The following is an 11,808-nucleotide window of genomic DNA, read 5'->3' on the forward strand; positions in this document are numbered from 1 at the left end:
TCACATGCCGGCGATAAGCTTCTCCACCCGCTCGTCCACCGACCGGAACGGGTCCTTGCACAGCACCGTACGCTGCGCCTGGTCGTTGAGCTTCAGGTGCACCCAGTCAACGGTGAAATCACGCCGCTGTTCCTGGGCCCGCCGGATGAAGTCGCCGCGCAGCCGGGCACGAGTGGTCTGCGGCGGCACGGACTTGCCCTGGAAGATCTTCAGGTCGTTGCAGACGCGCTGGGCCTGCCCCTTGCGTTCCAGCAGGTAGTACAGGCCCCTGCGGCGGTGGATGTCGTGGTAGGCGAGGTCTATCTGCGCGATCCTCGGGTGGGACATGCTCAGGCCGTGCTTGGCGCGGTACCGCTCCAGGAGCTGGTACTTCATCACCCAGTCGATCTCGGTGTTGATCTTGTCCAGCTCCTGCGTGCGGATGGCCTCCAGGGCGCGGCCCCACAGCTCCAGCACCCGCTCGGTCAGGCCGGTCCGCATGCCTCTGCGTTCGCAGAAGTCAAGGGCCTTGTCGAAGTACTCCTGCTGGATCTCCAGCGCCGAAGCCTCCCGGCCCGTGGCCAGCCGCACCCGGCGCTGGCCGGTGAGGTCGTGGCTGACCTCCCGGATGGCCCGGATCGGGTTCTCCAGGGTGAGGTCACGCATCACGGTGCCCGCCTCGATCATGCGCAGCACCAGGTCGGTGGCGCCGACCTTCAGCAGCATGGTCGTCTCGGACATGTTGGAGTCTCCCACGATGACGTGGAGCCTGCGGTAGCGCTCGGCGTCGGCGTGCGGCTCGTCGCGCGTGTTGATGATTGGCCGGGACCGGGTGGTCGCGGAGCTCACGCCCTCCCAGATGTGCTCGGCGCGCTGGCTGACGCAGAACACCGCGCCACGCGGCGTCTGGAGCACCTTCCCGGCGCCGCAGACGAGCTGCCGCGTCACCAGGAACGGGATCAGGACGTCGGCGAGGCGGGAGAACTCCCCGTGCCGCGCCACGAGATAGTTCTCGTGGCAGCCGTAGGAGTTGCCCGCCGAGTCGGTGTTGTTCTTGAACAGGTAGACGTCTCCGGCGATGCCTTCCTCGTGCAGCCGGCGCTCGGCGTCCACGAGGAGCCCTTCCAGGATGCGCTCGCCCGCCTTGTCATGCGTAATGAGCTCGACGACGTTGTCGCACTCCGGCGTGGCGTACTCGGGGTGCGAGCCGACGTCCAGGTAGAGCCGGGCGCCGTTCCGCAGGAACACGTTGCTGCTGCGTCCCCAGGAGACGACTCGGCGGAAGAGGTACCGCGCCACCTCGTCCGGGGACAGCCGCCGCTGCCCTCGGAACGTGCAGGTAACGCCGTACTCGTTCTCAAGCCCGAAGATGCGGCGGTCCATGACTGAACAGTACGCCCGAACACCCGCTTCGAAACCGGGTTACCGCACGGCGTTTCGACCGTTTCCGCTCGCAAGGGACCACCGGGGCCACCGGGAAAGCTGCGCCGGGGCGCCGCGTGCCGGGCGGCACGCGGCGCCCCGGCGCGGAACGGTTACTCTGCGGAGCCGCCGGACTCCTGCCCTTCCCCGGCCGGAGCGTCCGCGTCTTCCTGGGCGGCGGAGCCCTGGGAGCCCTCCCCCTGTTCCTCCTGCAGCAGCCGCACCAGCTGCTCGCCCAGCACGCGCTTGAACTTCCGCTGCTGCGTCCGGGTCCGGTCCAGCACGGCGACTTCCAGCTGGTCAGCGGTCAGCCGGCGCTCGCTGCCGCCGTTGCCGTCGCGGGACAGGGCGGCGACGGCCAGCCGCAGCGCCTCGCCCAGGCTCATGCCCTCGCGGTGCCGCTCGTCAAGGTAGCTGCCGATCTGGTCGGAGTTGCCGCCCACGGCGACCGAGCCGTGCTCGTCGATGATCGACCCGTCGTGCGGCAGCCGGTAGATCTCGTCCTCGGCCGGGGTCTCGCCGACCTCCGCGACGAGCAGCTCCACCTCGTAGGGCTTCTCCGCCTGGCTGGAGAAGATGTTGCCCAGCGTCTGGGCGTAGAGGTTGGCCAGGCCCCGGGCGGTGACGTCCTCGCGGTCGTACGTGTAGCCGCGCAGGTCGGCGTAGCGGGTGCCGCCGATCCGCAGGCTCTCGTACTCGTTGTACTTGCCGGTGGCGGCGAAGGCGATCCGGTCGTAGATCTCGCTCACCTTGTGCAGCGCGCGCGAGGGGTTCTCGGCGACGAACACGATGCCGTCGGCGTACTGGAGCACGACCAGGCTGCGGCCGCGCGCGATGCCCTTGCGGGCGTACTCGGCGCGGTCGGCCATGGCCTGCTGAGGTGAGACATAGAACGGCGTGGACACCGGGTAGTCGTCCCTTCCTGTCCGTGGAGAGATTCGCGGGTCTACAGAACCGGGGCCTGCGGCCCGTTGGGCAGCTCCAGGCGGCCCTCGTGCACGGCGCGTGCGATGTCCGCGGTCTCCTCCTCGGGCAGCCGGCGGAAGCCCTCGGCGGTGACGACCGCGACCACGGGGTAGATACGGCGCGCCATGTCAGGCCCGCCCGTAGCGGAGTCGTCGTCGGCCGCGTCGTACAGGGCCTGGACCACGACGGTCGCGGTCTGCTGCTCCGTCAGGCCCTCCCGGTACAGCTTCTTCAGGGCGCCCCGGGCGAAGACGGAGCCCGAGCCGACGACGGCGAAGCCCGTCTCCTCACTGCGCCCGCCCGTGACGTCGTAGGAGAAGATCCGCCCCCGGTCGCGCTCCAGGTCGTACCCGGCGAACAGCGGCACCACGGCCAGGCCCTGCATGGCCATGCCGAGGTTGCCGCGGATCATGGTGGACAGCCGGTTGGCCTTGCCCTCCAGCGAGAGCACGTCGCCCTCGACCTTCTCGAAGTGCTCGAGCTCCAGCTGGAACAGCCGCACCAGCTCCACGGCGATGCCCGCCGTGCCCGCGATGCCGACGGCCGAGTACTCGTCAGCGGGGAAGACCTTCTCGATGTCGCGCTGGGCGATGACGTTGCCCATGGTGGCCCGCCGGTCGCCCGCGAGCACGACGCCGCCGGGGAACGTGGCCGCCACGATGGTCGTGCCGTGCGGGGCCTCGACGGGCCCCTGCACCGGCGGCAGGGGGCGGTTTCCCGGAAGCTGTTCGGGAGCGTAGTCGGACAGGAAGTCCAGGAACGAGGACGATCCCGGCCTGAGGAAGGCCGCCGGGAGTCGCCCCGTGCCATGGGAGTTGGCTGCCACCAGATGTCCTTCCAGGTAGGTAGGGGGACGGCCCGATGCAGAGTACGACACGGACCCTACCCGCCGCAGAGTGATGATCCACATGCACGGCGGGCGGGCGCGCCCGCAGAGCGCGCCCGCCCGCGGTGAAGCGTTACTCCCCGCCCTTCTGGACGAAGCTGCGCACGAAGTCCTCGGCGTTGGACTCCAGGACCTCGTCGATCTCGTCCAGGACGGAGTCCACGTCGTCCGTCAGGGCCTCCTGGCGCTCCTTGAGCTCCTCCGAGACCTCTGCGTCCTGCGTCTGTTCCTCGGTCTCCTCGCTCGTGCGCGACGCCCGCTGCTGGCCGCCGCCGGTATCCTTCGTCGCCATCTCCCTCACCCCATCAAGCTTCGACGTGTCAAGATCAGACCCTACTAGTCAGGACTGACATCGGCTCCTTCACTTTTCTGTCCGGTCCAACGCTCCGGACCCCTCCGGATGATTCCCTCCCACGCCGCCGCTCAGCCGCCGGACAGCGCCCGGACCAGGTCCTCGGCGCTCTCGCAGCGGTCCAGCAGCTCCTTGACGTGCTCCCGGGTACCCCGCAGCGGGTCCATAGTCGGCACGCGCTGGAGGGAATCCCGGCCCGGCAGGTCGAAGATCACCGAGTCCCACGAGGCGGCCGCCACGTCGTCGGCGTACTGCTCCAGGCAGCGGCCCCGGAAGTAGGCCCGGGTGTCCTCCGGCGGGCTGGTCCGGGCCCGCTCCACGTCCTCCTCGCTGAGCAGCCGCGTCATCCGGCCGCGGGCGACGAGGCGGTTGTACAGGCCCTTGTCCGGGCGCACGTCGGCGTACTGGAGGTCGACCAGGTGCAGGCGGGCCGCGTCCCAGCCGAGGCCGTCGCGGCGGCGGTAGCCCTCCAGCAGCTCGCGCTTGGCGACCCAGTCCAGTTCGCCGGCCAGGCTCATCGGATCGCGCTCCAGCCGGGTGAGCACATCCTCCCAGCGGGCGAGCACGTCGGTGGTCTGCTCGTCGGCGTCCGCGCCCCAGCGCTCCTCGACATACTTGCGGGCGAGCTCGCAGTACTCCATCTGGAGCTGCACCGCGGTCAGGGTGCGGCCGCTGCGGAGCGTGATCAGCTCGCGCAGGTCGGGGTCGTGGCTGACCCGGTGCAGGGTCCGGACCGGCTGGTCGACGGCGAGGTCGACGGCGATGAAGCCGTCCTCGATCATCGACAGCACCAGCGAGGTGGTGCCCAGCTTGAGGTAGGTGGAGACCTCGGCGAGGTTGGCGTCGCCGATGATGACGTGCAGCCTGCGGTACTTCTCCGCGTCGGCGTGCGGCTCGTCGCGGGTGTTGATGATGGGCCGTTTGAGCGTCGTCTCCAGGCCCACCTCGACCTCGAAGTAGTCGGCGCGCTGGCTGATCTGGAAGCCGTGTTCCCCGCCGTCCTGGCCGATGCCGACGCGGCCGGCGCCGCAGACGACCTGGCGCGAGACGAAGAACGGCGTCAGGTGGCGCACGATGTCGGAGAACGGCGTCTCCCGTTTCATGAGGTAGTTCTCGTGCGTGCCGTAGGAGGCGCCCTTGTTGTCGGTGTTGTTCTTGTACAGGTGGATCGGCTGGGCGCCGGGGGTCTCGGCGGCGCGCAGCGCGGCCTCCGCCATGATCCGCTCGCCGGCCTTGTCCCACAGCAGCGCGTCGCGCGGACTGGTCGTCTCGGGCGCGCTGTACTCCGGATGGGCGTGGTCGACGTAGAGGCGGGCGCCGTTGGTCAGGATGACGTTGGCGAGGCCGATGTCCTCGTCGGTGAGCTGGCTGGCGTCGGCGTTCTCGCGGGCGAGGTCGAAGCCGCGCGCGTCCCGCAGGGGGTTCTCCTCCTCGAAGTCCCACCGGGCACGACGCGCCCGGTGCATGGCGGCCGCGTAAGCATTCACGACCTGCGACGAGGTGAGCATGGCATTGGCGTTCGGGTGGCCGGGCACGGAGACGCCATACTCCGTCTCGATGCCCATCACGCGCCGTACGGTCATGCGGCCCTCCTTGCCCGGCGACGCCCCGGCACGGCCCCGCCGCCGGGCGCGGGCCCGGGCGGCACGGGGCGCGGTGGGGAGGTCACGGCGGGTTTCCTCCGGGTTGTCTGGTAAAACGTCCGGCTGCGGGGCACGGGTTCGCCGTGCCCCGCAGCCGGACGCCGCGTACGGTGAGTATTACTACAGGTACTGGCCGGTGTTGGCCACGGTGTCGATGGAGCGGCCGGTGTCCGCCCCCTGCTTTCCGGTCACGAGGGTGCGGATGAAGACGATCCGCTCGCCCTTCTTGCCGGAGATCCGGGCCCAGTCGTCGGGGTTGGTCGTGTTCGGCAGGTCCTCGTTCTCCTTGAACTCGTCCTGGCAGGCGGCGAGCAGATGGGAAACGCGAAGACCCTTCTGATTGTGATCGAGGTAGTCCTTGATGGCCATCTTCTTGGCCCTGTCGACGATGTTCTCGATCATGGCGCCGGAATTGAAGTCCTTGAAGTACAGGACTTCCTTGTCACCGTTGGCGTAGGTGACCTCAAGGAAGCGGTTCTCCTCCGTCTCGGCGTACATCTGCTCGACGACGGTCTGGATCATCGCCTCCACGGCTGCCTCGGCGTTGCCGTGCTCCGCGATGTCGTCGGCGTGCAGCGGCAGCCTGGGTGTGAGGTACTTGGAGAAGATGTCCTTGGCCGCCTCGGCGTCCGGACGCTCGATCTTGATCTTCACGTCGAGCCGTCCGGGCCGGAGGATGGCCGGATCAATCATGTCCTCGCGGTTCGAGGCGCCGATGACGATGACGTTCTCCAGGCCCTCGACGCCGTCGATCTCGGACAGCAGCTGGGGAACGATCGTGTTCTCCACATCCGAGCTGACGCCGGAGCCGCGGGTGCGGAACAGCGAGTCCATCTCGTCGAAGAAGACGATGACCGGCGTGCCCTCGCTCGCCTTCTCGCGGGCGCGCTGGAACACCAGGCGGATGTGGCGCTCCGTCTCCCCGACGTACTTGTTCAGCAGCTCCGGGCCCTTGATGTTGAGGAAGAAACTCTTCCCCGCGGGCTTGCCCGTCACCTCGGCGACCTTCTTGGCAAGGGAGTTGGCGACCGCCTTGGCGATGAGGGTCTTGCCGCAGCCGGGCGGGCCGTAGAGCAGGACGCCCTTGGGCGGGCGCAGCTCATGCTCGCGGAAGAGGTCGGGGTACAGGTACGGCAGCTCCACGGCGTCGCGGATCAGCTCGATCTGGCCGCTGAGGCCGCCGATCTGGGTGTAGTCGATGTCCGGGACGTCCTCGAGAACGAGCTCCTCGACCTCGCTCTTGGGGACGACCTCGTAGACGTAGCCGGAGCGCGGTTCCAGGAGAAGGGAGTCGCCGGCGCGCAGCGTGGTTCCCAGGAGCGGCTCGGCGAGCCGGACCACCCGCTCCTCGTCCGTGTGCCCGACGACCAGGGCGCGCTCGCCGTCCTCCAGGACCTCCTTGAGGGTGACGATGTCGCCGGCGTTCTCGAAGTCCAGCGCGGCGACCACGTTGAGCGCCTCATTGAGCATCACCTCCTGGCCGCGCCGGAGGTCCTTGAGGTCGATGTTCGGGCTGACGTTGACCCGCAGCTTGCGGCCGCCGGTGAAGATGTCGGCCGTGCCCTCGTCGGTGGCACGGAGGAACACGCCGAAGCCGGAGGGGGGCTGGGCGAGCCGGTCCACCTCTTCCTTCAGCGCCACGATCTGGTCGCGAGCCTCACGCAGCGTGCTCGCCAGCCGCTCGTTCTGCGCGGAGACTCCCGCCAGGTTGGTCTGCAGCTCGACGATCCGCTCTTCGAGAATGCGGGTCTGCCGCGGAGTCTCGGCCAGCTTGCGGCGCAGGACGGTGATTTCCTGCTCAAGCTCGGCTACCTTCCGGGAAGGCTCGTCGGAACCCCGTCCGGGCCGGGTGCCGCGGTTGCTGTCGTCGTCGTGGGATACCACGGTCCTCACCTCCTCCAAGGGGAGCTGGACGCTTCCAGACCCTACCTGGACCGGTGCAGTTCGAAACCCCTAGATCACATCAACGGTCGGGGCGTGTCCGATCTTCACCCTTGCGCACTCCCTCACGCCAGGGAATACCCACCCCGCGCCGCCGGGAAGCGGGCGGCTGTATCGTCGTAAGCGGTCAACACCCAGCGGGGACGGCACTCGTTGCACCACGCCCACTAGGAACGGTAGGCCATATGACCGTGCGGCACGAAGCGGAAGAAGAGCTCGAGGTCTGGATCGACCAGGACCTCTGTACGGGCGACGGCATCTGCGCCCAGTACGCCCCGGAGGTGTTCGAGCTCGACATCGACGGTCTCGCCTACGTGAAGCCGCCGGCCCCTCCCGGCGAGGAGGCGGACCTGCTGACGGAGCCCGGCGCCACCGCGCCGGTACCGCTGCCGCTGCTGACGGACGTCGCGGCGTCGGCGAAGGAGTGTCCCGGCGAGTGCATCCACGTGCGCCGGGTCCGTGACGGCGTCGAGGTGTACGGACCCGACGCGGAGTGACGTGCCGCCGCCGGGGCGTTTGGGAGACGCCGCAGGCGGCCACTGATCAGAACCTGCCAGAACCTGCCAGACGCCTCAGATGCTGGGGGACGCCGGGGCGGGCCGCAGCTCCAGCCGCCCGTCCTGCCAGACCCACGCGACCTCGCGCTGCATGTCGGGGCAGCACCGCGGCACGTCCGCCGAGGAGTACCCGAGCAGACGCAGCGTGACCTCGCTCTCGCCGGCTGTGAGGGTCTCGACCGTCATCCCCTCCTCCGGGTCCACAAGCGTCTCGGCGACGCGCGGCGTCTCCCCCTCGGCGGCATGGGTCAGCAGATACACGCCGTGCGGCGGCGTGCCGGAGCCGGCGTCGCAGCGGACGGCAGCAACCGTCTCGGCGCGCCCGTCGCCGTCGAAGTCCACCGAAGCGTGGTCGGTGACCACCGGCTCCAGCGGCCCGCAGTCCATCGGGTACGACACCTGGTCGGGGTCCGGTCCCGGCTCCGGTTCCGGGCTGGCGCTGGCGCCCGAGGGGCCGGCGAGCGCGGCGACGGCGGTGACGGCGACGAGGGCGGCGGCGGTGATCAGCCAGTGCCGGGGGGCGGCGTGGGTGTGCGGGAGGCCGGTTCCGTCCGAGGGCTGCACGCGGGGGACTCCTGAGACGAGGGCGGGGCAGCGGGGCACGCGGCACCGGGTGAGGAGGTGCGCGCGGGCGTGACGTGACGCGGCACACATGGTGTCACACGTCACAGGCCTGCGGAACGCCGGGGTCCCCTTTCCGGGGGTGCCCGGAGGGCTCCGGCGCCGCGCGCCCGCTGCCGTCAGCCTCCGGCGTTCGGCCCGGTGTAGTCCGCGCCGTAGGCGCCGGGCGCGGGACGGCGGCGGCGGCGCGGCGGCTCGACCCCGTCCGCCAGGCGGCGCGCGGTGACCAGGAAGCCGGTGTGGCCGATCATGCGGTGGTCGGGGCGGACCGCGAGGCCTTCGACGTGCCAGGTGCGGACCATCGTCTCCCACGCCGTCGGCTCGTTGAACGTGCCGTGCTCGCGGATGGTCTCCACGATCCGGGCCAGCTGGGTAGTGGTGGCGACGTAGGCGCACACGATGCCGCCGGGCACCAGCGCCTTGGAGACCACGTCCAGGCACTCCCAGGGGGCGAGCATGTCGAGAATGACGCGGTCGACGTCGGTGTCGGACAGGTTGTCCTGGAGGTCGCCGACGGTCAGCTGCCAGGCGGGGTGCGGGCCGCCGAAGTAGCGGGTGACGTTCTCCTCGGCGATGCGGGCGAAGTCCTCGCGGCGCTCGTAGGAGTGCAGCATGCCCTGGTCGCCGATGGCACGCAGCAGGAAGGTGCTCAGCGAGCCGGAGCCGACGCCCGCCTCCACGACGCGGGCCCCGGGGAAGATGTCGGCCATGGCCAGGATCTGCCCCGCGTCCTTGGGGTAGACCACGGCGGCCCCGCGCGGCATGGACAGGACGTAGTCGGGGAGCAGGGGACGCAGCGCCAGGTAGGCGACGTTTCCGGTCGTGCGGACGACGGTTCCCTCGGGCGCGCCGATCAGCTCGTCGTGGGGGAAGGCTCCCTTGTGAGTGTGGAAGCTCTTGCCCGCCTCGAGCGTGAACGTGTAGTGGCGGCCCTTGGGATCGGTGAGCTGGACCTGGTCCCCGACCTTGAAGGGCCCGCGGCGGCGGGCGGCACCGGTCGGTTCGGACATGATCCCCAGCTTAGGCCCTATCCGGAGGCGGGCCGCCGGGGGGACGAGGGTGAGGGGCGGGCCATGGCGTCGAGGAAGGCGCGTTCGACGTCGCGGGTGGAGAGCACGCCGTAGATCTCGCCGGTGTCCTCGACGACGAGGTACTCGGTGGCGGGCGTCGCCCGCAGGTGCTCCAGCAGTTCCTCGCCGGTCAGCCGGGCGGGCACGCGCATGCCGTCGGTCAGGTCCTGTGCGAGGGAGCCGACGGCCACCCAGGGGCGGCGGTGGACCGGGACCTGGGCGATCGCTGCCTCGCGGGCGAGCGCGACGGGGGCGCCCTCGGCGTCCACGATGACGAGGGCGCGGGCGCCCGCGTCGTTGGCCCGGCGCAGTGCCTCGGCAAGCGGGGTGTCGGCGGTGACGGGGATGGCCCGGCGGGTGAGCGCCCGGGCGGTGAGGGAGGGAAGCCGCTCACGCAGCCGGGCCATGCGCAGGCTGTTGCCCGCGCCGGTCCACATGACGGCGGCCAGGATGGCGGCGAGCAGGGCGTCGGTGAGGGAGGCCAGGCCCGTGAGCGAGTCACCGTCGCTGACCGGCCCGGCGTAGGCGGCGAGCGGCAGCCCGATGAGGACCGCGACGGCGAGGACCCTGCCGGTCCACGCGGCGGCCACGCTGCCGGTCATGGCGCGCCCGGTGAGCTTCCAGACCACGGCGCGGAGCATGCGGCCGCCGTCGAGCGGGAGGCCGGGCAGGAGGTTGAAGACGGCGACGATCAGGTTGGAGAGCATCAGCCCGGTCAGGAGGACGCCGGGGACCGTGCCGCGCTCAACGGTGTGCATCCCGGCGTAGAAGACGCCCGCGAGCACCAGGGACAGCAGCGGCCCGGCCCCGGCGAGGACGAACTCGCGGCCGGGCGTCGGGGAGTCCTTCTCGATCTCGGAGACGCCGCCGAAGAACTGGAGCTGGATGCGGCGCACCGGCAGGCCGAAGCGGAGGGCGGCCAGGGTGTGGGCGAGCTCGTGGACCAGGACGGAGGCGTAGAAGGCCACCGCGAAGAACAGCGACACCACGTAGCGCCCGAGGCCCAGTTCGGGCAGCACACGGTCCAGCTGGTTGCCGAACACCCAGGTGATCAGGGCCGCGACCAGGAACCAGCTGGGGCCGACGTACACGGGCACGCCGAGCACCCTGCCCATCAGCAGCCCGCCGCCGGGCTCGCGGGCGCGCTCCGTCGGCGCGCTGGCGCCCGGCTGGCGCTCGGCGCTCGGTGTCCGGTCGGGTTCGGAGTCTGCCACGGGTCCCCTCGCTGCTGTGCGGCCCGCTCACATCCCTGCGTGACCGCCGGCCGGAGTCGATGGTATGCGGCGGAGTGTCAGTGACGCGCCGTAGGGTTCCCTGTCATGGAAGGCACTCACCCCTCGCGTCCCGTCGCCCTGTCCCCTTCCCGGGCCGCCGACTTCATGCAGTGTCCCCTGCTGTACCGCTTCCGGGTGATCGACCGGCTGCCGGAGCCGCCGAACGCCGCGGCCACGCGGGGCACGGTGGTGCACGCGGTGCTGGAGCGGCTCTTCGATGTCCCGGCGCCGGAGCGGAACGTGGCCCGGGCGCGCGCGCTGGTGGCGCCGGAGTGGGAGCGGCTGCTGGCCAAGCGGCCCGAGCTGGCCGGGCTGTTCGCCGCCGAGGAGGCCGGCGAGGGCACGCCCCCCTCCGGTGAGGATGCCGCGGCGGAGTCCTCCGGGGAGGGCGCCGCGGCCAGGATCGACCAGGAGCGGCTGGCGGCGTGGCTGGCGGAGGCCGAGCGGCTTGTGGAGCGGTGGTTCTCGCTGGAGGACCCGACGCGCCTGGAGCCGGCGGAGCGGGAGCTGTTCGTCGAGACGCGCCTGGAGTCAGGGCTGCGGCTGCGCGGGGTGATCGACCGGGTGGACGTGGCGCCGACGGGCGAGATCCGCATCGTGGACTACAAGACGGGCAGGGCGCCGAGCCCGGAGTACGCGGGGCAGGCGCTGTTCCAGATGAAGTTCTACGCGCTGGTGCTGTGGCGGCTGCGGGGCGTCCTGCCGCGGCGGTTGCAGCTGGTGTACCTGGGCAGCGGCGAGGTGCTGACGTACGACCCGGACGAGGCGGACCTGCGGGCCGTGGAGCGGAAGGCCCAGGCGCTGTGGGAGGCGATCCAGCGGGCCACGGAGAGCGGCGACTGGCGGCCCAGCCCCGGGCGGCTGTGCGGCTGGTGCGAGCACAAGGCGCGCTGCCCGGAGTTCGGGGGCACTCCCCCGCCGTATCCGTTGCAGGTGCAGATGTCGCTGCCGGTGCAGGCGGCAGCGGGCGGTGGTGAGGAGGGCAGCGGGGCCACCGCCGGCACTGACCGCCGGGAGGCGCCGGCGGGCGGGCCCGCGGGGGCAACCGGGGCACCGGCGTAGGGTCCGCGGGGCTGGCCGTGGGTCACAATGGGGAC

General features: G+C 70.9%; 11 protein-coding genes. 2 read left to right on the forward strand and 9 right to left on the reverse strand.

Annotated elements, in window-relative coordinates:
- From pafA to arc, 6 genes are all read right to left on the reverse strand, one after another.
- A complete protein-coding gene (pafA, locus tag JK356_RS11955; RefSeq protein WP_201867636.1) occupies positions 1-1,362 on the reverse strand; it encodes a Pup--protein ligase in 1,362 nt (453 codons plus the stop codon).
- 152 nt (positions 1,363-1,514) lie between these two features.
- On the reverse strand, positions 1,515-2,306 hold the full coding sequence (gene prcA, locus JK356_RS11960) for a proteasome subunit alpha (protein ID WP_201867637.1): 792 nt from the start codon (positions 2,304-2,306) through the stop codon (positions 1,515-1,517).
- A 41-nt stretch (positions 2,307-2,347) separates the two neighbouring features.
- A complete protein-coding gene (prcB, locus tag JK356_RS11965) occupies positions 2,348-3,193 on the reverse strand; it encodes a proteasome subunit beta (protein WP_201867638.1) in 846 nt (281 codons plus the stop codon).
- Positions 3,194-3,326: 133 nt separating this feature from the next.
- Positions 3,327-3,545, reverse strand: coding sequence for a ubiquitin-like protein Pup (locus JK356_RS11970; protein WP_201867639.1), 219 nt, complete (start codon positions 3,543-3,545; stop codon positions 3,327-3,329).
- Positions 3,546-3,676: 131 nt separating this feature from the next.
- Positions 3,677-5,188: a depupylase/deamidase Dop gene (dop, locus tag JK356_RS11975; protein WP_201867640.1), complete on the reverse strand. Its 1,512-nt coding sequence runs from the start codon at positions 5,186-5,188 to the stop codon at positions 3,677-3,679.
- Positions 5,189-5,368: 180 nt separating this feature from the next.
- Positions 5,369-7,132 carry a proteasome ATPase gene (gene arc, locus JK356_RS11980; RefSeq protein WP_201867641.1) on the reverse strand — a complete coding sequence of 588 codons (1,764 nt, stop codon included), beginning with the start codon at positions 7,130-7,132 and terminating at the stop codon, positions 5,369-5,371.
- A 242-nt stretch (positions 7,133-7,374) separates the two neighbouring features.
- On the opposite strand from arc, the gene JK356_RS11985 reads away from it, so the two are divergent.
- Entirely contained in the window at positions 7,375-7,686 is a 312-nt protein-coding gene (locus tag JK356_RS11985; protein ID WP_201867642.1) for a ferredoxin, read from the forward strand.
- Positions 7,687-7,761: 75 nt separating this feature from the next.
- On the opposite strand, the gene JK356_RS11990 is transcribed toward JK356_RS11985, so the two are convergent.
- From JK356_RS11990 to JK356_RS22195, 3 genes are all read right to left on the reverse strand, one after another.
- Positions 7,762-8,310, reverse strand: a complete 549-nt coding sequence (locus JK356_RS11990; RefSeq protein WP_201867643.1) for a hypothetical protein — start codon at positions 8,308-8,310, stop codon at positions 7,762-7,764.
- A gap of 176 nt (positions 8,311-8,486) precedes the next feature.
- Positions 8,487-9,377, reverse strand: coding sequence for a tRNA (adenine-N1)-methyltransferase (locus tag JK356_RS11995; RefSeq protein WP_201867644.1), 891 nt, complete (start codon positions 9,375-9,377; stop codon positions 8,487-8,489).
- A 17-nt stretch (positions 9,378-9,394) separates the two neighbouring features.
- Positions 9,395-10,651, reverse strand: coding sequence for a site-2 protease family protein (locus tag JK356_RS22195; protein ID WP_307815533.1), 1,257 nt, complete (start codon positions 10,649-10,651; stop codon positions 9,395-9,397).
- Positions 10,652-10,756: 105 nt separating this feature from the next.
- Here JK356_RS22195 and JK356_RS12005 point away from each other — a divergent pair, with 105 nt between their 5' ends.
- Positions 10,757-11,773: a PD-(D/E)XK nuclease family protein gene (locus JK356_RS12005; protein ID WP_201867645.1), complete on the forward strand. Its 1,017-nt coding sequence runs from the start codon at positions 10,757-10,759 to the stop codon at positions 11,771-11,773.
- Positions 11,774-11,808: the final 35 nt, after the last annotated feature.

This window comes from Streptomyces sp. 7-21, assembly GCF_016741785.1.
Taxonomy (GTDB): Bacteria; Actinomycetota; Actinomycetes; order Streptomycetales; family Streptomycetaceae; genus Streptomyces.